The sequence below is a fragment of the Desulfonatronum zhilinae genome, from assembly GCF_900182865.1.
In the GTDB taxonomy this organism is placed as follows: domain Bacteria; phylum Desulfobacterota; class Desulfovibrionia; order Desulfovibrionales; family Desulfonatronaceae; genus Desulfonatronum; species Desulfonatronum lacustre.
This window is the reverse complement of record NZ_FXUJ01000009.1, coordinates 78,889-101,651: the sequence shown is the minus strand read 5'-3', so window position 1 is coordinate 101,651 and position 22,763 is coordinate 78,889. Positions and strand designations below refer to the sequence as shown.

At 56.5% G+C, this 22,763-nt stretch carries 24 protein-coding genes and 1 pseudogene; 14 read left to right on the top strand and 11 right to left on the bottom strand.

Annotation, left to right across the window (positions count from 1 at the left end; all coding sequences use genetic code 11):
• Window positions 1–284 precede the first annotated feature (284 nt).
• Together AC559A_RS09255 and AC559A_RS09250 are read left to right on the top strand one after the other, a co-directional pair.
• Window positions 285–1,352, top strand: coding sequence for a Coenzyme F420 hydrogenase/dehydrogenase, beta subunit C-terminal domain (locus AC559A_RS09255; protein ID WP_498817662.1), 1,068 nt, complete (start codon window positions 285–287; stop codon window positions 1,350–1,352).
• Window positions 1,353–1,522: 170 nt separating this feature from the next.
• Window positions 1,523–2,482: an LVIVD repeat-containing protein gene (locus AC559A_RS09250; RefSeq protein ID WP_498817660.1), complete on the top strand. Its 960-nt coding sequence runs from the start codon at window positions 1,523–1,525 to the stop codon at window positions 2,480–2,482.
• A gap of 159 nt (window positions 2,483–2,641) precedes the next feature.
• On the opposite strand, the gene ahbA is transcribed toward AC559A_RS09250, so the two are convergent.
• From ahbA to ahbC, 7 genes are all read right to left on the bottom strand, one after another.
• A complete protein-coding gene (ahbA, locus tag AC559A_RS09245) occupies window positions 2,642–3,106 on the bottom strand; it encodes a siroheme decarboxylase subunit alpha (protein ID WP_498817658.1) in 465 nt (154 codons plus the stop codon).
• A gap of 46 nt (window positions 3,107–3,152) precedes the next feature.
• Window positions 3,153–4,229 carry a heme b synthase gene (gene ahbD / locus AC559A_RS09240; RefSeq protein WP_498817656.1) on the bottom strand — a complete coding sequence of 359 codons (1,077 nt, stop codon included), beginning with the start codon at window positions 4,227–4,229 and terminating at the stop codon, window positions 3,153–3,155.
• A gap of 177 nt (window positions 4,230–4,406) precedes the next feature.
• A complete protein-coding gene (gene hemB / locus AC559A_RS09235; RefSeq protein WP_498817655.1) occupies window positions 4,407–5,378 on the bottom strand; it encodes a porphobilinogen synthase in 972 nt (323 codons plus the stop codon).
• 21 nt (window positions 5,379–5,399) lie between these two features.
• Entirely contained in the window at window positions 5,400–5,789 is a 390-nt protein-coding gene (locus tag AC559A_RS09230; RefSeq protein WP_028571628.1) for a HEPN domain-containing protein, read from the bottom strand.
• A complete protein-coding gene (locus AC559A_RS09225; protein ID WP_028571627.1) occupies window positions 5,779–6,090 on the bottom strand; it encodes a nucleotidyltransferase domain-containing protein in 312 nt (103 codons plus the stop codon). Before AC559A_RS09225 ends, AC559A_RS09230 begins: the two co-directional genes overlap by 11 nt.
• Before the next feature lie 10 nt (window positions 6,091–6,100).
• The gene (locus tag AC559A_RS09220) at window positions 6,101–6,649 is read right to left on the bottom strand and encodes a Uma2 family endonuclease (RefSeq protein ID WP_028571626.1); all 549 of its coding nucleotides are present in this window, start codon (window positions 6,647–6,649) and stop codon (window positions 6,101–6,103) included.
• A gap of 9 nt (window positions 6,650–6,658) precedes the next feature.
• Window positions 6,659–7,852, bottom strand: coding sequence for a 12,18-didecarboxysiroheme deacetylase (gene ahbC / locus AC559A_RS09215; RefSeq protein ID WP_498817652.1), 1,194 nt, complete (start codon window positions 7,850–7,852; stop codon window positions 6,659–6,661).
• Between the two features lie 252 nt (window positions 7,853–8,104).
• Between ahbC and AC559A_RS09210 the strand changes: the two genes are divergently transcribed.
• The 11 genes from AC559A_RS09210 (at window position 8,105) to AC559A_RS09160 (ending at window position 19,992) form a co-directional block, all read left to right on the top strand.
• Entirely contained in the window at window positions 8,105–8,533 is a 429-nt protein-coding gene (locus tag AC559A_RS09210; RefSeq protein WP_498817650.1) for a DUF4079 family protein, read from the top strand.
• Between the two features lie 42 nt (window positions 8,534–8,575).
• Window positions 8,576–10,279, top strand: coding sequence for a potassium channel family protein (locus AC559A_RS09205; RefSeq protein WP_498817648.1), 1,704 nt, complete (start codon window positions 8,576–8,578; stop codon window positions 10,277–10,279).
• An 89-nt stretch (window positions 10,280–10,368) separates the two neighbouring features.
• Entirely contained in the window at window positions 10,369–11,037 is a 669-nt protein-coding gene (locus AC559A_RS09200; protein ID WP_498817646.1) for a phosphatidylserine decarboxylase family protein, read from the top strand.
• Window positions 11,034–11,795: a CDP-diacylglycerol--serine O-phosphatidyltransferase gene (gene pssA, locus AC559A_RS09195; protein WP_028571621.1), complete on the top strand. Its 762-nt coding sequence runs from the start codon at window positions 11,034–11,036 to the stop codon at window positions 11,793–11,795. The genes AC559A_RS09200 and pssA overlap by 4 nt, the downstream gene beginning before the upstream one ends.
• Window positions 11,796–12,251: 456 nt before the next feature.
• On the top strand, window positions 12,252–13,787 hold the full coding sequence (locus tag AC559A_RS09190; protein ID WP_498817644.1) for a 2-isopropylmalate synthase: 1,536 nt from the start codon (window positions 12,252–12,254) through the stop codon (window positions 13,785–13,787).
• Entirely contained in the window at window positions 13,772–15,043 is a 1,272-nt protein-coding gene (locus AC559A_RS09185; protein WP_498817642.1) for a 3-isopropylmalate dehydratase large subunit, read from the top strand. Before AC559A_RS09190 ends, AC559A_RS09185 begins: the two co-directional genes overlap by 16 nt.
• Before the next feature lies 1 nt (window position 15,044).
• On the top strand, window positions 15,045–15,542 hold the full coding sequence (locus AC559A_RS09180; RefSeq protein WP_498817640.1) for a 3-isopropylmalate dehydratase small subunit: 498 nt from the start codon (window positions 15,045–15,047) through the stop codon (window positions 15,540–15,542).
• A 12-nt stretch (window positions 15,543–15,554) separates the two neighbouring features.
• Window positions 15,555–15,800 carry a hypothetical protein gene (locus tag AC559A_RS09175; protein WP_028571617.1) on the top strand — a complete coding sequence of 82 codons (246 nt, stop codon included), beginning with the start codon at window positions 15,555–15,557 and terminating at the stop codon, window positions 15,798–15,800.
• A 24-nt stretch (window positions 15,801–15,824) separates the two neighbouring features.
• Complete coding sequence (locus tag AC559A_RS09170) at window positions 15,825–16,877, top strand: 3-isopropylmalate dehydrogenase (RefSeq protein ID WP_498817638.1); 1,053 nt, start codon at window positions 15,825–15,827, stop codon at window positions 16,875–16,877.
• Complete coding sequence (locus AC559A_RS09165; RefSeq protein ID WP_498817636.1) at window positions 16,855–18,168, top strand: YhjD/YihY/BrkB family envelope integrity protein; 1,314 nt, start codon at window positions 16,855–16,857, stop codon at window positions 18,166–18,168. The genes AC559A_RS09170 and AC559A_RS09165 overlap by 23 nt, the downstream gene beginning before the upstream one ends.
• 93 nt (window positions 18,169–18,261) lie before the next feature.
• Complete coding sequence (locus tag AC559A_RS09160) at window positions 18,262–19,992, top strand: FAD-dependent oxidoreductase (protein ID WP_498817634.1); 1,731 nt, start codon at window positions 18,262–18,264, stop codon at window positions 19,990–19,992.
• Between the two features lie 76 nt (window positions 19,993–20,068).
• Here the strand turns inward: AC559A_RS09160 and AC559A_RS09155 are convergent, their stop codons facing one another.
• The 4 genes from AC559A_RS09155 to AC559A_RS09140 all read right to left on the bottom strand — a co-directional run bounded on the left by AC559A_RS09155 (window position 20,069) and on the right by AC559A_RS09140 (window position 21,983).
• Window positions 20,069–20,332 carry a Txe/YoeB family addiction module toxin gene (locus tag AC559A_RS09155; protein WP_498817632.1) on the bottom strand — a complete coding sequence of 88 codons (264 nt, stop codon included), beginning with the start codon at window positions 20,330–20,332 and terminating at the stop codon, window positions 20,069–20,071.
• Entirely contained in the window at window positions 20,329–20,571 is a 243-nt protein-coding gene (locus AC559A_RS09150; protein WP_028571612.1) for a type II toxin-antitoxin system Phd/YefM family antitoxin, read from the bottom strand. The genes AC559A_RS09155 and AC559A_RS09150 overlap by 4 nt, the downstream gene beginning before the upstream one ends.
• 160 nt (window positions 20,572–20,731) lie before the next feature.
• Window positions 20,732–21,097: an SH3 domain-containing protein gene (locus AC559A_RS09145; RefSeq protein WP_498817631.1), complete on the bottom strand. Its 366-nt coding sequence runs from the start codon at window positions 21,095–21,097 to the stop codon at window positions 20,732–20,734.
• A 70-nt stretch (window positions 21,098–21,167) separates the two neighbouring features.
• Window positions 21,168–21,983, bottom strand: a complete 816-nt coding sequence (locus AC559A_RS09140; protein ID WP_498817629.1) for a hypothetical protein — start codon at window positions 21,981–21,983, stop codon at window positions 21,168–21,170.
• Between the two features lie 584 nt (window positions 21,984–22,567).
• Here AC559A_RS09140 and AC559A_RS09135 point away from each other — a divergent pair.
• Window positions 22,568–22,699, top strand: a pseudogene (locus AC559A_RS09135) (DUF1016 N-terminal domain-containing protein); the annotation flags it as partial.
• Between the last annotated feature and the right edge of the window lie 64 nt (window positions 22,700–22,763).

Here is a 22,763-nt window from a genome sequence, read left to right as displayed (position 1 = left end):
CCTTGTAATACCATTTCTAATTCAAAGCTTCTCTTTCAGTATCGGTATCGGTATCGGCATCGGGGTCGAATTAGGATTATTGGCGAACAAACAGTATCTATCCCGATACCGATGCCGACGCCGACCCCGATAACTGCATTTTCTCAAGCGAAAAACGCATTGCCGAAGTAGAATTGGTATAAGGCGAACATTCAGTTAATACGGAGAAGTTTTTTTGAGGCACGACGTCCAAGATATTTACGTCGTTTTTCGGGAACTGCACTACAGCTATAAGGAGATTTGTCATGTCAAGGTTAGAACGTGCATCGTCAAGGGTGAATGCTTCGGTGAAAAATGAAAAAGATTTGAAGAAAAAAGACAATTTGAATCAGAAACAGAATTCATCCGGTTCATTGATTCAAGGGAAGGTCGAGAAAGGTAATGGGAATGAGGCATTCAAAAAAAAATTTGATTTGAATGCCTTAGTGCACAAGGAAAGTACTCCAAGGAGATTGAAATGCTTTTCTGATCTTCTTGAAGAGTATCAACCAGAACAATTATGTCGTCGATGTGGAGGTTGTGTCACATATTGCAAGTCAATGAAATATGATGCCATAGAATTCGATGTTAACGGTTATCCATCTTTTTCCGAGAAAACAAGATGTATTGAATGCGGTATATGTTACGCAATTTGCTCAGCAAATGAATTATTAAATGAAAAAATAAGGGGTATGGTTTCATGGGAAGAGCCGAGCGGACGAGTTATGAGTGCAGGAATATACAAAGCTTCAGATTCTGAATTACAGAAAAAAGATATCAAAAGTGGAGCGCTGACAGCTTTGCTTCTGCACATGATGGATGCAGGATTTATTGATGGGGTCATTGTCCCCTCTGAACATAACAAAAAAAAATCTCCAGTCACTGCATATAATAGCGAAGATATACTCAACTTGAGTGATCGGATCAACAATCCGACTTTGGGGTCGATGCTTTATGGGTTTCAACCGAATTTGTCTGATGAACACGCATTGGAAAAAAAGTCGACAACATCTTCCAACGGCTCAAAAAGATTAGGATTTGTCGGGAAACCATGCCAGGTCCTCTCGCTACGCAAAATGGAATATCTCGGCCTTATGCCATCAGAACATTTCAGCATCAAAATCGGAGTTTTCTGCAGCGAAGGGTCAAATTCGAGGGGTATGAACGCATGTCAGAACTGTACGGATTACTATGCAGAGTATGCAGACATATCAGTTAGCGATTACTCGATAAGAGGTGAAATGCTGGCCATGGTTTCAAGAACTTCTCTTGGCAACATGGCCATTTTGAGTGCGTCTCAAAAAGCATTGCAGCATTGGAATGCTGTTCATTAATTTGTATGAGATCATAATTGTAATGTGCAAAATTAATTCATATTATTCTGAAAATATAATTCCATGAAAGACATCCGTGAAGGGAGGTGATCATGAAGAAAGCATGTCGTAATGGACTTTCAAAAATGTAGTCAGATTTTCTTTACAATGTAAAATGGAGGTCATGGATTATGAAATCATTCAAAATGAAGTGTCTGACTGGTGTTCTATTTTGCTTTGTTTTGGTAACGTTTATACCGGTAATCGCCCATGCGGGATGTATCGGGGTCACCGGGCGCGCATGTGTACGCCTGGAGGGGGAAAATGCATTTTTGTCCAATACGGATCAAGGATTGAAGATTTTTGAAATGTCTGAATCGGGAAAACCGAAAATGGTCGGCTGCATGGAAACCAAGGGGTGTGTCCTGGACATGGATTTTGCCAATGGATTCGCTTATGTGGTGGACGACCAAGAAGGCTTGCTGATCATCGACGTCAGCAATCCGGAGCGATGCGCCACTGTCGGCAAGTATCACAAATACGGCGGCGGGATTAAGTCTTTCAAGATTTTCGGCCAATATGCGCTGGCGGCCGTGTCCGGACAGGGATTGCGTGTTTTCGATATTTCCACTCCCGCCGTACCGCAGGAAATATCAAGGATGGACGCGCCAGCCCAGGTGCAGTCCCTGGCGGTTGTTGATCAGTTTGCATATGTAGCCAACTTCAACGGAGGGTTACATGTTTTTGATCTTCAGAATCCAGCCAGACCGGTGGAAACGGTATTTATCGACTTGCCGGGACGCCCCCGCGGGCTGGGTGTTTCGGGGACACATCTGTATATGAACACTTCAGAGCGTCGGATGCACATCATAGACATCGCTTCACCCACGAGTCCTCGAATGGTCACCTCCATAGACATCGGCAGGTCGCCAGTCGCTGCCATTGCGGGCGACCGTGCTTACATTGCAAGTCTGGACGATGGATTTCTGGTGTTCGATAATAGTAATCCTGAGCGTATCGTCGAAGTCGGCAAAAAAGAATTGGAAGGCATCTGTCTGGCCATGTGCATAAGTGAGAACGTGGCCTACTTAAGCATGGCCGACAAAGATGAATTGACGGTTATTGATCTTCAACACCTTGTAAGCAATTAGAATCATGCCGGATGGGTTGCATGGCCACACAGTAATCTAACTATCGGGACGTCAATGAAAAACGTCTGAACAGGTCGGACCTGTTCAGACGTTTTTCCGATTCATTTTTGCACATGTCGCGCCTTGCCTGGCCAGGCTGAGCAGTATTCCGCTGGCGAATCACTCTTGCTCGATCTCGTCGGACATGGGAAAGTCCACCTTGATCTTAAAGGTCTTTTCCGCGGGCAGGTTCAGGATTTCAATGCCGGTTCTGGCCGTGATCTCGGCCAGGGTTTCGCGGACCTTGTCCACACTGGGCGCGATCATGGTGAACCAGACGTTGTACATGTGCTGGCGCAGGTAGTTGTGGGTCACGCCGGGGTGGCGGTTCACTTCGGAAGTGAACTGATCCAGCTTGTCTTCCGGGACCTGGGCCGCGCAGAGGGTGCTGGTCCAGCCCAGCTTGCGGGACTGGAAATTGGCACCGATGCGGCGGATGATGCCCTTGCCCTTGAGGGCGCGTACTCGGGCCAGGGCTTCGGCTTCGGTCAGGCCGAATTGTTCGCCGATCCGGGCGTAGGGCCGCGGGTCCAGGGGGAAGTCGGTCTGGATCAGGTCCAGGATTTTTTTGTCTATCGCGTCCATGGTAGTTGTATCTCGGGCTGTATTTTGGGGGCTCTTTCGGTGCTGATCACTTGGCTTCAGCCTTCTTCGGCTGATAAGTGCACAGCGGTTCCTCGGCCAAATAGTGGCCGCTCATGGTTTGGGCCCGAGCCCGGCAACCGGCGCAGACCTTGTGAAATTCGCAGACCCCGCACTTGCCGTGGTAGGCCTTCTGGTCGCGAAACTCCAGGAACTGCGGGGATTTTTTCCAGATTTCCGGAAACGGCGTGGTCCGGACCTGGCCGCAGTCCAGTTCCAGGTAGCCACAGGGTTGGACCTGGCCGGTATGGGAGATGAAGCAGAACCCCGTGCCGCCCAGGCAGCCCCGGCTGACGGCGTCCAGGCCGAAGTTGTCCATGGTTACCGGAATGCCGTCTTCCTTGGCCCGCTGGCGCAGGATGCGATGATAGTGGGGCGCGCAGGTGGCCTTGAGCTGCATCTTGGTGGTCTTGCGGAAATCGTAGAACCAGTTGAGCACCTCTTCGTACTCCTCGCCGGAAATCACCTCCCGGCCCAGGTTCGCGCCCCGTCCCGTGGGCACCAGCAGAAAAATATGCCACGCCGTCGCGCCCAGCTTTTCGGCTAGGTGGAAGATTTCCTTGAACTGGCCCAGGTTGTTCCTGGTCACGGTGGTGTTGATCTGAAAGGGCAGCCCCACGGCCTTGAAGTGCTCAATGGCCCGCAAGGCTCCGTCAAACGCTCCTTCCACCCCTCGAAAGACATCGTGGCTGGCCGCGTCCGGCCCGTCCAGGGAAATGCTGGCCCGCTGTATCCCGGCCTCCTTCATCTCCCGGGCCACATCCGCGGTGACCAGGGTGCCGTTGGGGGCCATCACGCAGCGCAGGCCCTTGGCGTCGGCATAGCGGACCAGCTCGAAGATGTCCGACCGAAGCAGGGGTTCCCCGCCGGTGAAAATGATGATCGGGTCCCCGACCTCCTGAAACGTGTCGATCAGGGCTTTGGCTTCTTCCGTGGAAAACTCGCCCGGATACGGCTCCATATGCGCCTCGGCCCGGCAATGCTTGCAGGCCAGGTTGCAGGACCGGGTCACTTCCCAGGCGATCAGCCGGCAGGGCGGTGAACCGTCGGGCAGGGTTTTGGGCATGCCCGAGAGGCCTTTGGGGTGTCCGGTGGGGTGGCCTCCAGGGTGGCTAGTTGCATTGCCATTCGGGTTGCCTGTGTGGCCGGTAGGCGGGCCGTCCAGTTGGCTTTGGTGATGAATCGGGGTGGATGAATGCGCTTTGGGGGGATGTTGCATGATAATCAGGAAAGTAAGTCCGGGTTATTTGGTCCAGTCCAACACGTTCTCGGCGAAATAGGTCAATATCAGGTCCGCCCCGGCCCGCTTGATGGAGGTCAGGGTTTCCAGGACCACGGTTTGTTCGTCGATCCAGCCGTTTGCCGACGCGGCCTTGATCATGGCGTATTCACCGCTGACCTGGTAGGCGGCCAGGGGCACGTCCGTGGTTTCGCGGAGGTCGCGGAGGATGTCCAGGTAGGGCAGGGCAGGCTTGACCATCAGCAGGTCCGCGCCCTCGCTCAGGTCGGCCAGGGCTTCCCGAAAGGCCTCCCGGCGGTTGGCCGGGTCCATCTGGTAGGTCTTGCGGTCCCCGAACTGGGGCGGACTTTCCGCGGCTTCCCGAAACGGGCCGTAAAAGCTTGACGCGTACTTCACGGCGTAGCTCATGATCGGCAGATGGGCAAAGTCTTCGTGGTCCAGAGCCTCGCGGATGGCCAACACCCGACCGTCCATCATGTCCGAGGGCGCGACCATGTCCGCTCCGGCCCGGGCATGGGACAGGGCGACCTTGGCCAGCAGCTCCAGGGTCGGGTCGTTGACGACTTCCTCGTCCGAAACCAAGCCGCAATGACCGTGGGAGGTGTATTCGCACAGACAGACGTCCGTGATCACGCACAAGTCCGGGTAGGAGCGCTTCAGGGCGGCCACGGCCCGCTGAACAATCCCGTTTTCCGCCCAGCCCTGGGAGCCGGTGGGGTCCTTGGTCTTGGGAATGCCGAACAGGATGCAGGCCGCAAGCCCCAGGTCCACGGCCCGGCCCACCCGTTCCATCAGTTTGCCCAGGCCGAGCTGGCTCTGTCCGGGCATGGCTCCGATGGGCTTGACGAAATTCGGGTCGTCCGTGTCCACGACGAAATAAGGCTGGATCAGGTCGTCGCGGGAAATGGTCGTTTCCCGCACCAAACCGCGCAATGTGGCCGTCCGCCGCAAGCGGCGTCCTCTGTGGAAGTTCATGGGATTAATTCTCGATCCTGTTTACGGTGCAGTTATTTGAAAAAACTGTGCCTGGATATGTTCCGCAACGGTCAGAGCGTTTTTACAGATTGCTTCATCGGGGTAAAAATCAGGAAGCGCACTCCCAAGGGGATACTTTGACGGGAGGTAGATCGAATCCAAAAAATCTACGTCATCTTCGCTGATTTCGATGTGGATATCATGACGCGACAGGATGATGATCAGTTCCCGAATGCTGTGTGTTTTCTTGAACGGCTTCTCAAAGTGAATCAATATTGCCTTGAGGTATTTTTCAACCGCTTGCTGAATGTTATGCAAACATGCGTTCAGGAGGAGATGGTCAAGCAGCAAGCGGGCGGCGGACAAGTTTTCGTCCGCGAAGGCAACCCATTGACTCGATCTACCTCTCATATATCACTTGGCCTTCGGTAATGCTTAACGGAACAGCACTCGGGTAATGAGATTCCTTGAGCGGCAGGATGTCCAGGGCAATCGTTTTCGCGATTTCACGAGTCAGTCGCCTATATTTCATGGCCAGTTGGAGATACCCTTCGTTGCTGTCCTGAAACACGGCCACATCGACGTCAGCTGGCTCTGTTGCGGACAAAAAAGACCCGAACACGACAATTCGTCGTACTTCCGGTTCCGGCGACAGAGAAGTTACGAGATTTTTCCGAACGTTCTCGCGGGATTCAGAGTTGAACACTGGCATGTAGTTTCTCTTAAGCTGCTTCGACCCAGATAGTTGAAAAGTTGAAGGGCAGGCGGCAGCCCTCCCATTCGAAATCAAGGTTTTCTTTTGAAATGGTCGCTTCCTTGACGTATCTTCCGTTGACCAGCTTGTATATCGTTGCCTGGTTTATTTGCGGGTCGATCAGGCAGTAGTAAAGGACTCCCGCTCTTTCATACAACTCGTACTTGATGTTCCTGTCCTTCAGCGCCGTGGAGGGGGAGAGGACTTCAAAAATCAGGTGCGGGGCCTGGGTGAGGTACGGGCCTTCTGGTTCGTGGCAGATCACCAGGTTGTCCGGTTGCACGACAATATCGTCGGCAATTCTCCAGTCCACGGGGAGCAGGGCATGGCATTGCGGACAGGTGGACAGGCAGCGCTCCAACTCCGCGGCGATCTTCTGGCTGACCATCTGGTGACGCGGGCTTGGCGCCGGAGCCATGGCGAACGCCACGCCGTGAATCAATTCCCAGCGGCCTTCCCACTGCGCATAATCCGCATAGGTGTAGTGGGGAAGATGTTCGGCTTTAAGTGGAGACATGGCGCGACGTTACGCAATGGCCGGTCCGGCAATTTCCTCGTCCGTCAGATAGCAGGCCGGGTCCGGGGCCCAGATGTCGCCGTGAAAGGCTTCGGAACGGGCGCGGAAGTTGCCGCCGCAGACGCTCAGGAAGCGGCAGGTCGTGCACCGTCCGGTGACGTGGGCCTTCTTGTCCTTCAGTTTGGCCAGCAATGCGATATTCGGGTCCATCCAGATTTCGGAGAACGGGCGTTCCAGGACATTGCCGAAGGTGTGGTTGCGCCAGAACTGGTCGGCGTGGACCTGGCCGTCCCAGGAGATGCAACCGATGCCCCGACCGGAATTGTTGCCCTCGTTGAAGGAGAGCAGTTCCCGGACTTCCTCGGCCCGCTTAGGGTCTTCCTGGAGCAGGCGCAGGTAGATCAACGGCCCGTCCGCGTGGTTGTCCACGGTCAGGACTTCCTTGGGCATCCCGGCGTCGAACAGGGCCTTGGTGCGATCAATGATCTGATGGACCACTTCCCGGGTCTGGCCGTGATCCAGGTCCTCGTTCATCAGGTCCGACCCGCGGCCGGAGTAGACCAGGTGATAAAAACAGATCCGCGGGACTTCCAGATCCTTTATCAGGTCGAAAAGAACCGGCACTTCCTGGACATTGCGCTTATTGATGGTGAATCGCAGGCCGACCTTCAGCCCCTCGGCCTGACAGTTGGCGATGCCTTCCAGGGCTTTCTTGTACGATCCGGTCACGCCGCGGAAGCGGTCATGGACCTCCTCGCCGCCGTCCAGGGAGATGCCCACGTAGGACAGGCCGACGTCCTTGAGTTCCTTGGCCTTTTGCTTGGTGATCAGGGTGCCGTTGGTGGAGATCACGGCGCGCATGCCCTTGGATACGGAGTAATGGGCCAGTTCCACCAGGTCTTTGCGTACCAGGGGTTCGCCGCCGGAAAAGAGCATTACCGGCGAGCCGAAGGCGGCCAGGTCGTCGATCATGGTCTTGGCCTGGGCCGTGGAGATTTCGTCCGTGCCGTCGGGATCCACGGCCTGGGCGTAACAGTGGACGCATTTCAGGTTGCAGCGCCGGGTCATGTTCCAGACCACCACGGGCTTTTTGTCCTGGGAGAATTGGAGCAGATGCGAGGGCAGCTTGCCGGAATGCCGACCGTAACGCAGTGCGTCGGACGGCTCAATCGTTCCGCAATAGAGTTTTGATATACCGATCATGGTTTCCTCTTCAAAGATGGGTGGCAATAAAAATGCAAAAAGAAAATATAGGTCATTTTACTTCGGAAGGCAAAAACTGCCCGTGCGCGAAGTGGATTGTGGATAAGGCCAAACAATCGCCTTGACAAGGCCCGAGTGAGTTGAGATTTTCCCGGTCTTCGCCGGATTGTCCTCGTCTCCACGACCTTCTTCCCGCGCTTGTCCGTGCTTGTGTCGGAAAAAGTTTAGCGAAAACAACCATCGAGGTGCCTCATGGCCTACTACATTCATCCGCTTTGGCAGTTTGCGGCGACCATTCTTGCCGTGTACGTTTTTTACCTGGGATGGCCGCGGCTCCTGGCCGCTTTCTCCGGAAAAAAAGCGGCATTCCTCTGGAAACGCCATGTATCTCTCGGACTGATCACGCTGACGGCTCTTCTGGTCGGCTTGATCGGCGGCGCGGCGGTCACGGCGTATTTCTGGGGAGGAATCGGCTATACCCAGCACCATTACTGGATCGGCCTGGCCTTGGGGCCGCTGATGATCTTCGGCCTGGTCAGCGGGCTGCTGCTGGACAGGCAGAAGGGAAAGTATAAAAGACTGCCTGTTCTGCACGGGCTGAACAACGCCGTCATGCTGTTCCTGGCCCTGATTCAGATCTGGACCGGACTCAACGTGGTACGGTTTTTCATTTTAGATTGAACCAGTAGCGAACCCCGAACGGTGATTTCCTGAGTCCACTTCATGAAGTACCTCCCTGCCCAAATCGTCGCCCTGCTCCAAAAAAGAACCGCTAAACGGGATTTGCGTGTTCTGTCCAAATTTCTGATGATTCTCGTGCTGTTAGTAACAACCTACAGCATCTTGTTTCATGTGATCATGATGTACCATGAAGGGCGTTATTTTTCATGGATTACAGGCGTGTACTGGACCCTCGTAGTCATGTCCACGCTTGGTTTCGGAGACATCACCTTTCACTCAGACCTGGGGTTTGTCTTTTCCCTGATTGTTCTTCTCTCCGGCGTCGTATTTCTCCTGGTCATGCTGCCCTTCACCTTTATCCAGTTTTTTTATGCTCCCTGGCTGGAAGCCCAGTCAAAGTCCAGGGTAATCCGGACTATCCCCGACAATACGGAAAACCACATCATCGTCGTGGGCATTGATCCCATCTCATTAAGCTTGGATAACAAGCTCAAGCAATACAATCGCAAGTGCTACCTGGTTGTCGAAGACCAGCAGGTAGCACTACGGTTGTATGAGCAGGGCTTCAAGGTCGTGCTCGGCGAACTGGACGATATTGAGACGTACCGCCGGATTCAGGCCGACAAGGCGGCCTTGATCGTGGTGAATCACACTGAGGACAAGATCAACACCAACATCGTCTATACCCTGCGTGAACTGTGCGAAAAAACGCCCATCGTATCCAACGCCTCGGATGACGATTCCGTGGATATTCTTGAACTGGCCGGCAGCAGCCACGTCTACCAGTTTACCAAGATGCTCGGACAGTCCCTGGCCCGGCGGGTCCTGGGCGTGAGCATGCGGGCGAACATCATCGGTCGGTTCGATGATCTGCTCATCGCCGAAGTCCCGGCCATGCGCAGTTCGTTGGAGGGCAAGACCATTCTGGAAAGCCGGTTGCGGGAGCTGACCGGGATCACCGTGGCCGGGGTCTGGGAGCGGGGCAAGTACAAGGTGCCCTTACCGGATACCATGATTTCCGCCTCTACTGTCCTTGTCCTGGCAGGCTCGGATCAGCAGTTGGCCGTGTATGACGAAACATTCGGCGGCTATGCGACCAGCGAGGCGCCGGTACTGATTTTGGGCGGCGGACGGGTCGGCAGGGCCGCGGCGGATACGCTCAAGGCCCGCGGGGTGGCCTATAAGATCGTGGAAAAAAATATTCGCGCCATCAAGGGCCGGGAAGACGAGTACGTCCACGGCAGCGCCGCGGACCTGGAAACCCTGCGCAAGGCGGGCATCGACACCGCGCCCGCGGTGATCGTGACCACGCATGACGACGACATGAACATCTACCTTACCATTTATTGCCGTCGCCTCCGGCCGGACATTCAGATCATCACCCGCGCCACGTTGGATCGAAATATTTCCAAGCTGCACCGGGCCGGAGCCGACCTGGTGATGTCCTACGCCTCCCTGGGCGTGACCAGCATTACGAACTACCTGTTGCAGGACAACACCTTGATGGTCTCCGAAGGGCTGAACATCTTCAAGTTGCGCGCGCCCAAAAAACTGGTCGGAAAAACCTTGGAGCAAAGCAATATCCGTCAGAAGACCGGTTGCAACGTGATCGCCATCGACAACAAGGGCCAACTGAACATCAACCCCTCGCCAGGCAGCTCCATTGATCCGGACACGGAATTGATCATGATCGGCAATGCCGAGGCGGAGCAGTGTTTCATGGGGTCATTTACCAATGGAGACTGACCAAGCCATGCCCCACTGGTGGCGGCGATCCCACGGATTTTTCAACCTGAAACCTTGATCTGATAATCCTGACAATAAGGAGCACTGAAATGCGCCAATCTTCGCCCGGGCTCGCCAAAGAGGGCCTGCCGTATATCGGACTGGGGGCCTTCGTGACGTTGATCCTGGCCGTTCTCGGCTGGGGAGTCGCGGCCGTAATCGCCCTGATCCTGACGACCCTGACCCTGAACTTTTTTCGTGACCCGGAACGGGTCACGCCCCAGGAACCGGGCCTTGCCGTGGCACCGGCGGACGGCAAGATCGTCTTCATCGGCCCCGCCGTCGATCCGGCCACGGGCCAGGTGCGGACAAAGGTCTCCATCTTCATGAACGTGTTCAACGTACATGTGAACCGGACTCCGGTGACCGGGCGGGTGGAAAGGATCACCTATTTTCCCGGAAAATTCCTGAACGCGGCCTTGGACAAGGCCTCCGAGGACAACGAGCGCAATCAGTTTCGGATCGTGGACGAGCACGGCCATGGCTGGACCGTGGTTCAGATAGCGGGCTTGGTGGCCCGACGGATTGTTTGCTGGGCTGAAGAGGGTGACGACGTGCGGCGCGGGCAGCGTGTTGGATTGATTAAATTCGGCTCCAGGGTTGACCTTTACCTTCCGGATGCTTATGAAGTCTGCGTGACGAAACAGCAACAAACCTGCGCCGGCCTGACGGTCATGGCCAAGCTGAAAGCCCAAACCAACACCACCGAGTCCTCGTGAACCGTCCGAATCAGCCCATCTGTAAAGGAGTCTACCTCCTCCCCAACCTCTTCACCACCGCCAGCCTGTTCTCCGGCTTTCTGGCGATCATCTGGGCCATTGAAGGGCAGTTCTTGTATAGCGCCCTGGCCATTTTGGTCAGTTGTGTTCTGGACGGCATGGACGGAATGGTCGCCCGCCTGACCCACTCCACCAGCGAGTTCGGCGTCCAGCTGGACTCTCTGGCCGACCTGGTCGCTTTCGGCGTGGCCCCGGCGATCATGGTCTACATGTGGCAGTTGCAGGAATTCGGACGTCTTGGCTTGCTGGCCTCCTTCCTGATCGTGGCCTGCGGCGCGTTGCGGCTGGCCAGGTTCAACGTTCAATCCGGAAAGATCTCCCAGAAATACTTCATCGGCCTTCCCATTCCCGCCGCGGCCTGCGTCCTTGCTACCCTGGTCCTGTTCAGCACCCAATCCCCGGCCCTTCTCGAAGACAAGTACGGCACGATCACCCTGGTTTTGGTGTACATGCTTTCCTTTTTGATGGTCAGTCGGGTGCGTTATCCGTCTTTGAAAGAATTCGACGGTATTCGCAGCCATCCGTTCCGGACCACCGTGGCGGCCATGCTGATCTTCGTGGTCATCGCTTCCGAACCCAAGGTTTTGGGATTCCTGTTTTTTCTGACCTACCTGATTTCCGGGTTGGTCCTCTCCTTCCTGATTCTACCTTATCGCAAAGTCCGTCTGCTACGGGAGTCCCCTCATGAACTCCCGTAACCAACCCCCCACCCCCTCATAGTTTTTCTTGATTTCTCTCCTTGCTTCGTGAACAGTTCGCGGTGACGCGATGGTGTTCCGAAAATGAGCGCAGATTTGTAGCCTCTGAAATACTAACCGCCCGCTACGCTCAAGGCACGGGGGACGCCAAGAAGATTTTTCGGTTTCCGCTGGAAAGATGCGGATACGGGATGGTTCATTTCTTACGAAAAACAGGTTGACAAATTTCATGTAGAGGCGGCCCTCGCGGCCGCCCTGGGTGGGAGGGTCATTGAGGAGGAGCGCCGAATAAGCGATCATCCGTGCCGCCATGTTGATATGGGCGAAGGGCAGGCGCAAGGCCTGCCCCTACGGCCTGTCGCAGGTCCGATGAAGCAACCGCATGGGCTGTGCAGTCAGTAAAATGTCAACCTATTGAGAACCAACTCCAAATTCTTCTAACATCACGAGGATATCATGAGCGAGTCACGAGTACTTTTCTTCGATACCACCTTGCGCGACGGCGAGCAGTCGCCCGGCGCGACCATGAGCATGCCGGAAAAAATCCGGCTGGCCCGGCAGTTGGAAATTTTGGGCGTGGACATCATCGAGGCCGGGTTTCCTGCCGCCAGTCAGGGGGACTTTGAAGCGGTCCAGGCCATCAGCCGGGCGGTCAAGGACTGCCAGGTGGCCGGGCTGTGCCGGGCCACGCCCGGGGACATCGACCGGGCCTGGGAGGCCATCAAGGACGGCGCGAACCCGCGTATCCACACCTTTCTGGCCACCTCGCCCCTGCACATGGAGTACAAGCTGCGCAAGTCTCCGGATCAGGTTCTGGAGATGGCCGAGGCCGCGGTGCGCCATGCGGTCAAATACACCTCCAACGTGGAATTTTCCGCCGAGGACGCCTCCCGATCCGAATGGGATTTCCTGGCCACGGTGGTGGAGCGGGTCATTGCCGCCGGGGCCAGGACCATCAACATCCCCGACACCGTGGGCTATGCCCAGCCCGACGAATTCGGCGCCCTGATCCGCTATTTGCTGGAAAAGGTGCCCAACAGCGACCAGGCCGTATTCAGCGTGCATTGCCACAATGATTTGGGCCTGGGCGTGGCCAACACCCTGGCGGCCTTGCGCGCCGGAGCCCGGCAGGCCGAGGTGACCCTGAGCGGGATCGGCGAGCGGGCCGGAAACGCGGCTCTGGAAGAAGTGGTCATGGCCCTGAACGTGCGCAAGGACGTCTACAACCTGACCACGACCATCAAGACCGAGCAGCTCTTTCCCTCCTGCCGCCTGCTGTCCATGATCATCGGTCGGCCCATTCCGGCGAACAAAGCCGTAGTCGGCTCCAACGCCTTTGCCCACGAGTCCGGCATCCACCAGGACGGGATGCTCAAGCATCGTTCCACCTACGAGATCATGACTCCGGAAAGCATCGGCCGTTCCGGCACGGAAATGGTTTTGGGCAAACATTCCGGCCGGCATGCCCTGAAGAAGCGGCTGGAGGAGCTGGGCTATCGGCTGGACGAGGACCAGGTGGACCTGGTCTTTCAGGCCCTGAAGCGCCTGGCGGACAAGAAGGAGCAGATCGCCACCGAGGACATTGAGGCTCTGGTCCTGGAGGAAATCTACCGCATTCCGGACAAGTACAAGCTGCTGTACCTGAGCGTGCTCTCCGGGAACATGGCCATTCCCTCCGCGGCCATGAAGCTGGAGGTGGACGGCCAGGAGAAACAGTTGGCGGATTTCGGCGTCGGCCCCATCGACGCGGTGTTCCACACCATTGCCAAGCTGTGCTGCCGGGACCCCAAGCTGTTGCAGTTCTCGGTGAACGCCATTACCGGGGGCACGGACGCCCAGGGCGAGGTGACCGTGCGCATCGAGGAACAGGGGGCTTCGGCCGTGGGCAGGGGCGCTGATCCGGACATCATCGTGGCCAGCGCCAAGGCCTACCTGAACGCCCTGAACCGCATCGCCAAAAAAATGGAGGAAAAAATATGCCCCAGACCTTAGCTGAAAAAATTCTTCAGGGCCGCACCGAGGAGACGATCACCGGCCCGGGCCAGATCGTCCGGACCCGGCTGTCCTCGGTCCTGGCCAACGATATCACCGCGCCCCTGGCCATCAAGTCCTTCGAAGCCATGGGCGCGACCAAGGTTTTTGACCCGGAAAAGGTCTTCCTGGTCTGCGACCATTTCACCCCGAACAAGGACATCGACTCGGCCCAGCAGGTCAAGGTGGTCCGGGATTTCGCCCGCAAGATGGGCGTGGTCCACTTCTATGACGGCGGCGAATCCGGGGTGGAGCACGCCCTGTTGCCGGAACTGGGCCTGGTGGGTCCGGGCGACGTGATCGTGGGCGCGGACAGCCACACCTGCACCTATGGCGGGTTGGGGGCCTTTGCCACGGGCATGGGCAGCACGGACGTGGCCGCGGCCATGGCTCTGGGCGAAACCTGGTTCAAGGTCCCGCCCACCATCCGGGCGACCTTTACCGGAACCATGCCCGAGCACCTGGAAGCCAAAGACTTGATCCTGCTGCTCATCGGCAAGATCGGCGTGGCCGGGGCCACCTACAAGGCCCTGGAGTTTGATGGCCCGGTAATCGCGGCCATGGACGTGGAAGGCCGGATGACCATGGCCAATATGGCCATTGAGGCCGGAGGCAAGGTCGGGCTTTTCGCCGCGGACGACAAGACTTTGGCCTATACCCGGGCCGCCGGGCGACCTGGCGCCGCCCCTGTTGCCGCCGACCCCGGCGCGGTTTATGAGCAGGAACTGACCTTCGACGTCTCCGGCCTTTCGCCCCAGATCGCCTGCCCGCACCTGCCGGACAACGTCCGGCCCGTGGAGGAGGTGGCGGGCGTGGTCGTGGACCAGGTGGTCATCGGCTCCTGCACCAACGGCCGGATCAGCGACCTGCGCCGCGCCGCCGCACTGCTCAAGGGCCGCAAAGCCGCCAAGGGCCTGCGGCTGATCATCCTCCCGGCCACGCCGCTGATCTACAAGCAGGCCCTGCGTGAAGGCCTGCTGGAAATCTTCATGGACGCCGGGGCCGTTGTCGGCCCGCCCACCTGCGGCCCCTGCCTGGGCGGCCACATGGGCATCCTGGCTTCCGGTGAAAAGGTCCTGGCCACCACCAACCGCAACTTCAAGGGCCGGATGGGCAGCCTGGAAAGCGAGGTCTATCTGGCCGGAGCCGGCGTGGCCGCGGCCACGGCGATTGCGGGACGAGTCTGCCATCCGGCTGAAATCGTGGGGAGGAGGTAACATGAGTTATACAGGAGCGGCCCGCAAGGTCGGCACCAATATTGACACGGACGCCATCATCCCGGCCCGGTTTCTGGTCACCACGGACCCACTGGAGTTGGGCAGGAACTGCTTCGAAGGGCTGGAGCCGGGTTGGATCAACCGGGTGCAAAAGGGCGACATCCTGCTGGCCGGGCCGAACTTCGGCTGCGGCTCGTCCCGGGAACACGCGCCCATCGCCATTCTCGGCGCGGGCATGCCCGTGGTCCTGGCCCACAGCTTCGCCCGGATATTCTATCGCAACGGCTTCAACATGGGCCTGACCCTGCTGGAAATCGGCGACGCCGCGGACACCATCAACGAAGGCGACCGCCTGGAAGTGGACCCGGAAAAAGGCCTGATCCGCAACCTGACCCAGAACACGGACATCCCCTGCACCCCGGTCCCGCCGTTCATGCGGGAAATCCTGGCCCAGGGGGGCCTGGTGGGGTATGTGCGCAGGCAGATGACGGAGGGGTGATCTGACTGTTTTTTGAAAGAGGGAACCGCCCGCTTCGCTCAAGCCGCCAAGGACGTCAAGAATAGATTTTTGCCTTCCGCCGGAAAGATGCGGAAGGCAAAAGCTTTGCCGCCTGACGGCGATGTTTCTGTCTCCCGTCAGGAAGCGGCAATCCTTTTGGAAAGCAGCTCTTTCCCTGCTTTCCAAAATGTTTTCCTTGGCGAACTTTGCGCCTTGAGCGACCATCGGAAGCGTGCGGTTCATTTTTGTGAACCATGAACTTTACTGAGGAGAAACGACGACATGCGCAGTTACAATATCGGCTGGTTCCCCGGGGACGGCATCGGGCCGGAGGTGACCATGCAGGGCCGCAAGGTGCTGGACGCGGCCGGGGCGAAATATGGATTCAAGATCAACTGGCAGCACATCGATCTGGGCGGGGAGCGCTACCTGAAGACCGGGGAGCTGGTTCCGGACTCCGTGCTGGAGGAGATGCGCGGCCTGGATTCCATCTACCTCGGGGCCATCGGCCACCCGGACGTCAAGCCGGGCATTCTGGAGCAGGGGGTTTTGCTGAAGATCCGCTTCGCCCTGGATCAGTACATCAACCTGCGTCCGGTGAAGCTCTATCCCGGCGTGGAGTGCCCGCTCAAGGACAAGGGGCCGGAGCAGATCGACTACGTGGTGGTTCGGGAGAATACCGAAGGCCTGTACGCCGGCAGCGGCGGGTGCCTGCGCCAGGGCACCAAGCATGAAATCGCGGTCCAGGAGTCCGTGAACACCTACATGGGCGTGGAGCGCTGTCTGCGGTACGCCTTTGAACTGGCCGCCTCCCGGCCGCGCAAAAAGCTGACCCTGTGCGGCAAGACCAATGTCCTGACCTTTGCCTTCGGCTTGTGGGAGCGAGTCTTTCGGGAACTGGGAAAGGAATTCCCCCAGGTGGAGCTGGACTACGCCCACGTGGACGCCACCTGCATGTGGATGGTCAAGAACCCGGAGTGGTTCGACGTGATCGTCACGGACAACATGTTCGGGGACATCATCACCGATCTGGGGGCCATCACCCAGGGCGGGCTGGGCATTGCCGCGGGCGGGAACATCAACCCCGAGGGCGTGTCCATGTTCGAGCCCATCGGCGGCTCGGCCCCGAAATACGCGGGGCAGGGCAAGGCCAACCCCCTGGCCGCGATCCTGGCCGGACAAATGATGCTCGTTGAACTCAAGGAAGCTCAGGCGGCCCAGGCCGTGGAGCAGGCCGTGATCAACCTGTTGCCCTCCATGGCCAGCCAGGCCGCCGGACGCATGGGCATGACCACGGACGAGGTCGGCGATCGTGTGGCCAAGGTCGTGGCTTAAACTTCCCTTCCATCTTCTGGGGGACGGGCTGAACTGGTTTTTGCAGACCACGTACGGCACCGTCCTCCAGTTTTTGAAGAATCAGCTTTCCAGCCACGCATCCGCGGCGGCTTACTATTTTCTGTTGTCCATCGGGCCGCTGATCCTGGTGGTCGTCTCCATCCTGAACACCTCGCTGGTCAACCATCCGGAACTGACCGAGGAACTGTTCGCCTTTCTGGCCGAGTTCAACACGGAGCTGAACGAAGACTTTTTTCGACGCATCGGGGTCTTGGAAACGCAGGCCGCGATCAGTGGATTGGGGCTTTTGGGAGTGCTTTGGACCAGTCGGTTGATTATCAGTTCCATCCAGAGCGCCTTTGGGGTGATCTTCCCCAGCAATCACTCCAGAAGTTTCGTTTGGAGCAACCTGCTGTCCCTGGTCCTGGTGCCCGGCGTCCTGATTCTGCTGTTGCTTTCCGCGCTGACCAACGTGATTCTGCGCTTCCTGTCCGACAAGCTGGGGGAATTTTCCTGGCTGATCCAGATTTACGACCTGCTGTTGTCGCTTTCCGGCTTCGTGGTGCCGCTGGCCCTGGTCTTCAGCCTGATCTTCATCTGCTACCGTTTTTTGCCCCTGACCAAGCCCAAGACCTGGCACGCGGCCCTGGGCGCGGGGCTGTGCACCTTGTCCATCCACGGATTGCAACTGGCCTTCTTGCAGTACGTCTCCCTGGCTACCTACAACTACGTGTACGGGTCCCTGGGTGCGGTGATCTTTCTACTGCTCTGGGTCTATCTCGTCTTTCTGCTCTTTTTCCTCTTCGCCCAGTTCGTGGAAGTGGCCGGCCGGGTGGACATCCTGGCCCTGGACCGGATCATCACCTCCCAGAGCAATTCCACCGGAATCAGCGGGCGCGTGGAAGACAAACTCTTCGGCTCATCCCGGCGCATTTTCTCCAAGTACGCCCAGAGTGTTCCGGCTGGAGAGGTCATTTATCACAAAGGCGACCAGGGCCGGGACATCTACTATCTGCACACCGGCAAGGTCGCGCTGTTCGGCGAAAACCCAACCCCGGACTCCGAGCCCCTGATCGTCATCGAACCAAAACACTTCTTCGGCGAAACCGCCTACCTTCTGGACCAGCCCCGCCACTCCACGGCCCGAGCCGAAACCGACTCAGAATTCCTGCTCCTCTCCTTCAACGTCTTCGAAGACCTCCTGTCCCACAGCCCCAGCGTGTCCCGAAAGATCATCAGCTCCCTGGGGCTGCGGTTGAAGCAGGCGACGAAGGCGGCGGGAGCGGGGTAACCGCATTACTGATCAAACTCATTGTTGAACGAGCGTGTTTTTTCACGTTGCCGGTTGACCGGCAATAACCTTTGTCATGAAAGGAATAGAACCATGAATGTTGTGATTATCGGCGGAGTGGCGTTGGGGCCCAAGGCGGCGTGTCGGTTGAAACGGCTGATGCCGGATGCCCGGGTGACCATCATTGATCAGGGGGCCAGGGTCTCCTACGGCGGGTGCGGCATTCCGTATTATGTTTCCGGGGACGTCAGCGACGTCAAGGAATTGCAGGCCACCAGCTTCCACATGATTCGCGACCCGAAGTTCTTTCACGAGGCCAAGGGCGTGGACGTCCTGACCCGAACGCGGGCCGAGCGCATTGATCGCCAAGCCAAGGTCGTCCATGCCCGAGACCTGGAATCCGGGGAGAATATGGCGTTTGCCTACGACAAGCTGGTCCTGGCCACGGGCAGCCGTCCGCGCAGGCCGGACCTGCCCGGAGTGGATCTGGACGGGGTTTTCGTGGTGTCCAACCTGGAGGAGGCCGAGGGCATCCGCTCCCGGGTGGAGGCGGGCAAGGTGGGCAAGGCCGTGGTGGTCGGGGCCGGGTTCATCGGCCTGGAGATCGCCGAAGCGCTTTCGGACATGTGGGGCGTGGAAACCACGGTGGTGGAAATCGCGGACCAGATCCTCCCCGGTTTCGTCAGCCAAGAACTGGCCCGGATGGCCCAGCATCACATGCAGGAGCAGGGAGTGAGCTTCCGGTTGTCGGCTACGGTAAAGGGATTTGCCGGAGCCGGAGCCGCCGGAGACGGAGACGGGGCCGTGGAGCGGGTGCTCCTGGAAGGAGAGGAACTGGAGGCGGATCTGGTGATTCTCTCCGTGGGCGTGATTCCCAACTCCGAACTGGCCAAGGACGCCGGGCTGGAGGTGTCGCCCCGCGGCGGCATTGTCGTGGATACGCGCTTGCGGACCTCGGACCCGGACATTTACGCCGGCGGCAACTGCGTCCAGGTGACCAATCTGGTCACGGGCCAACCCGGGTACTACCCCTTGGGCTCATTGGCCAACCGCCAGGGCCGGGTGATCGGGACCAATCTGGCAGGCGGCGACGCCGAGTTTCCTGGAGCCGTGGGCAGCTTCGCGGTCAAATTGTTTGAAATTTCCGTGGCCGGAGCCGGGTTGTGCCCGGAAGCGGCTCAACGGGCCGGGCTGGATGCCGTTCATTCCCATGTGGTCCAGTCGGACCGGGCCCATTTTTTCCCGGAAAACGAATTGATGCACCTGGAAATGGTCGTGGAAAAAAGCGGCCCGAAAAAAGGCCGGGTCCTTGGCGCGCAGGGGCTGTGCGCCAAGGGGGATGGTCTGGTGGGCCGGGTCGGGGCCGTGGCCGCGGTTCTGGGCGACCATCCGCATGTCTCCGTGATCGGCAATCTGGAATATCCCTATTCTCCCCCCTTTTCCTCGGCCATGGACATCGTCAACGCCGCGGCCAACGCCGCGGAAAACATCCTGGAGGGCCGCTGCGCCGCCATGACCGTCTCGGAATTCGCCCGGCTCTGGAACGCCCCGGCCCGCGACTTCCGGGTGCTGGATTGTCGCGGACCGGCCAATGCCCAACCGTTCCTGGAAAAACACCCCGATGTCTGGATGAATATTCCCCAGGATGAACTGCGGGTCAGGCTGGACGAAGTGCCACGGGACAAGCCGCTGGTTCTGGTCTGCAACGCCGGAGGCCGGTCCTACGAGGCCCAGATCACCTTGAAAGAGGCCGGTATCCAGGACGCTCTGAATCTGCAAGGGGGCGTTGCGGCGATACGTAAAAGTGGGATGGATGAGGTGTAGTGGCTGGTGAAATTCCGCGCGGATATTATGATGGGGTAACAGTGATGGGACGGCCCCGTCCCATCACTGCTATGCATTATTCGTAGTGGCTCCAAAGCCTGAGAACTTTTACCGCTCGCTCGTCCTCGAGCACTTGGTAGACCAGACGATGCTGAATATTGATGCGGCGTGAATAGGCCCCCGCAAGATCACCAATGAGCTTCTCAAACGGAGGCGGTTTGCGGTATGGATCTTCTGCAATCAGTGCCAACAATGCCTGGGCTTTTGGCTTGAGGCCGCTGGAGGCCAGTTTCTTCGCGTCTTTCTGGGCTTGCTTGGTGTAAACCAACTTCCATGTCACCAGTCCAGCTCCTCATCACATTCATCCACGGGGGTACCCATCCCCTCACGAATAGACTCCCGCATACCTGGTATGGACAGCAGATAAAGTGTTTCCTGAATTGCCGACCAGTCTTCTTCGGACACCAGGACGGCTTTGTTCCGCTTACCCATGATGACGATTGGTTGGTGGGACTCGGCAGTTTCATCAATCAAACGATAAAGGTTACTGCGCGCCTCAGTTGCTGTGATTCCGGTCATGACGCACCTCTCGCGTGTTCAATTTTTTATCGATTGTACGCCTTCCGGTACGTACGTCAAGGCGATCGCCGTATCAACTTAACGCCGCCATAAACGGCGCGAGGAACGAGCGTCCGGGGACCGCAGGGAGCGAATTTGATGGCCTTGTTAGCCACGGATGCTACTCCGCGACCTCTTTAAGGTTCTCTAATGGCACCCACCCTGATTCTGTACTGGCCGATTTTTCACACCATAGCCAGCCATTCAAAACCCTTGAACCAATGAGTAGCTCTCCTTCCAGAACATTTAGCTCTTTTGCCGTGTAGTCATCAAGTGCTCTAGCGTGTGAGTTCTCGAAACGCTCGATAACCTGACCAGGAACCCAGCCGGGCTCTTGCCCAGGCGTAGTGCATAGGAACCAGTTATCCCAACCCTCAGACCCTTCGTATTCTTCACCTACAAGAAGAGGATCGCCTTTTTTGAAGGTGATTGGCTTAGGAAACTCACTCTCATGCGAGCTGACAACGATATATTTCTTAGGGCTCATATGACTTCCATATTTTGGCTAACGGGCCGGGGCTGATCGGCCCCAGCAAATTGTTCGGCGATTTCTGTCATTATTCTTCACGATAAAGTACCGTGTGTGATTTATTGAATGCACGGCTTACTTTCTTCAGGGCTTTATGAAGGTTTACTGGATCATTCGATCCCGATACAGCAAGTTGAGCGAACTCAATGCTTGCTCTTACTAAACTGAATGCCGGACTGTAAATTGCCGGGTGCTCCGCAGATCCCTTCAATTGTTTAGCCTTGTTGGCTAACTCATTCAATTCAGGTTTCCAATCTTTTAATGAATCGAGTTTTACTGTTTTTGGTTTTTTATCGTGAAGTGTGCCCAAATTATCGATAATTCGATCATTTTGCTTGGCCCGCATATATGTTTCTTTTAAGCTTCGTTTAATCTCACTCCCAAAGTAGATATTTCGAAATCCCAAAAGACCGTCATAAATAATTTTACCTTTAAATGGTAATAAGACCGCATCGACATATACAGGTAAATTTAAATGACAAGTTAACTCGTCAAAGCTCTGCGAAATTCCAACTACTGCGTATACTTTTTCCTCTTGTATGAAAACTGCGTATTTCTTTAAAAGTCGTTCAATGAAAAAATTGCCGCGTATGAAATTTTTCCATTCTGAGATGATTCTCAAAGTATTTTCGGGAAAACCTTGAGGATTTTCTTGAACAAAAGAATCGATTAAATTAGTATTCTCGAAAAGTGCCTCACGAACATTTACCTTCAGATCAGTTCCAGTATCAACATACTCATCGATAGTATTTATGTCATGAATACGGAGCTTTTGATTTACAAAAAACTGTAACGCCCACATTGATTCATAATAGAGTTTGGTCTCTTGCTCTGAAAGTTTCATTATTTCACCTGCATGCTATTTTTAACCGCCGAACAGTGTTATTATGCGGAACTCACAAAATTCGTATTCCAAAATTCCCGGCCTTAACACCTATTGATTCGGTAAGCACTTTTTGAAAAAATGGTCCGCATTTGCCACGTTATTTCAATGTATTGAGAAATGTCTATCAAATCCTTCTTGACTCCGAGGTCAGCTTTATGCTTTGTGCTGAAGATCGCTATATGCGGCAGCCATATAATCACCACAAGAGCGGGGCATAAAGCCAACCTCGGAGGAAATGATGGACCGTGATCACTGTTGACGACTGGGAGAAGGTCTTGAAGGCCAGTGTCTCCCGTGATCGTTATCACGCATATCGGGAAGCCATCGTCAAATTCCGGTACTGCTTCGGGAAACCGATAACGTACCAAATGTTGAAGCCTTTAAACGACATTTGGAGTGGAAGCAATCGTATCCGGCTTCTGATCGTTTCGCGGTCCGTCGAGAGGCGTTGCGTGGTATTACTTGGAAGGACGCAGGCGCATGACGGAGAAAATGGCATCATCGCCGGAGAAAGCAGAGCCCGGCGATGAAAGGGCTTTTCACCGCGAAATCTCAAGTATATGCTCGCCTTTTTCGAGGCGTGGCCCGAGGCTGAATTTGTGCAGGAGGGGATTGCACAATTGCCATGGTATCATCACCTCGCCCTGCTTGATAAACTGAAATACCTCGTATGAACGTCGCTGGTCCGCACAACAGGCGATCACTCTCAACTGGTCGCGCCAATGTGCTGGTGATGCA

Bases quoted from the DNA above. Each gene is read 5' to 3' on its own strand.
- AC559A_RS09255 (WP_498817662.1), top strand. From the start codon at position 285: ATGTCAAGGTTAGAACGTGCATCGTCAAGGGTGAATGCTTCGGTGAAA.
- AC559A_RS09250 (WP_498817660.1), top strand. From the start codon at position 1,523: ATGAAATCATTCAAAATGAAGTGTCTGACTGGTGTTCTATTTTGCTTT.
- ahbA (WP_498817658.1), bottom strand. From the start codon at position 3,106: ATGGACGCGATAGACAAAAAAATCCTGGACCTGATCCAGACCGACTTC.
- ahbD (WP_498817656.1), bottom strand. From the start codon at position 4,229: ATGCCCAAAACCCTGCCCGACGGTTCACCGCCCTGCCGGCTGATCGCC.
- hemB (WP_498817655.1), bottom strand. From the start codon at position 5,378: ATGAACTTCCACAGAGGACGCCGCTTGCGGCGGACGGCCACATTGCGC.
- AC559A_RS09230 (WP_028571628.1), bottom strand. From the start codon at position 5,789: ATGAGAGGTAGATCGAGTCAATGGGTTGCCTTCGCGGACGAAAACTTG.
- AC559A_RS09225 (WP_028571627.1), bottom strand. From the start codon at position 6,090: ATGCCAGTGTTCAACTCTGAATCCCGCGAGAACGTTCGGAAAAATCTC.
- AC559A_RS09220 (WP_028571626.1), bottom strand. From the start codon at position 6,649: ATGTCTCCACTTAAAGCCGAACATCTTCCCCACTACACCTATGCGGAT.
- ahbC (WP_498817652.1), bottom strand. From the start codon at position 7,852: ATGATCGGTATATCAAAACTCTATTGCGGAACGATTGAGCCGTCCGAC.
- AC559A_RS09210 (WP_498817650.1), top strand. From the start codon at position 8,105: ATGGCCTACTACATTCATCCGCTTTGGCAGTTTGCGGCGACCATTCTT.
- AC559A_RS09205 (WP_498817648.1), top strand. From the start codon at position 8,576: ATGAAGTACCTCCCTGCCCAAATCGTCGCCCTGCTCCAAAAAAGAACC.
- AC559A_RS09200 (WP_498817646.1), top strand. From the start codon at position 10,369: ATGCGCCAATCTTCGCCCGGGCTCGCCAAAGAGGGCCTGCCGTATATC.
- AC559A_RS09190 (WP_498817644.1), top strand. From the start codon at position 12,252: ATGAGCGAGTCACGAGTACTTTTCTTCGATACCACCTTGCGCGACGGC.
- AC559A_RS09185 (WP_498817642.1), top strand. From the start codon at position 13,772: ATGCCCCAGACCTTAGCTGAAAAAATTCTTCAGGGCCGCACCGAGGAG.
- AC559A_RS09180 (WP_498817640.1), top strand. From the start codon at position 15,045: ATGAGTTATACAGGAGCGGCCCGCAAGGTCGGCACCAATATTGACACG.
- AC559A_RS09170 (WP_498817638.1), top strand. From the start codon at position 15,825: ATGCGCAGTTACAATATCGGCTGGTTCCCCGGGGACGGCATCGGGCCG.
- AC559A_RS09160 (WP_498817634.1), top strand. From the start codon at position 18,262: ATGAATGTTGTGATTATCGGCGGAGTGGCGTTGGGGCCCAAGGCGGCG.
- AC559A_RS09150 (WP_028571612.1), bottom strand. From the start codon at position 20,571: ATGACCGGAATCACAGCAACTGAGGCGCGCAGTAACCTTTATCGTTTG.
- AC559A_RS09145 (WP_498817631.1), bottom strand. From the start codon at position 21,097: ATGAGCCCTAAGAAATATATCGTTGTCAGCTCGCATGAGAGTGAGTTT.
- AC559A_RS09140 (WP_498817629.1), bottom strand. From the start codon at position 21,983: ATGAAACTTTCAGAGCAAGAGACCAAACTCTATTATGAATCAATGTGG.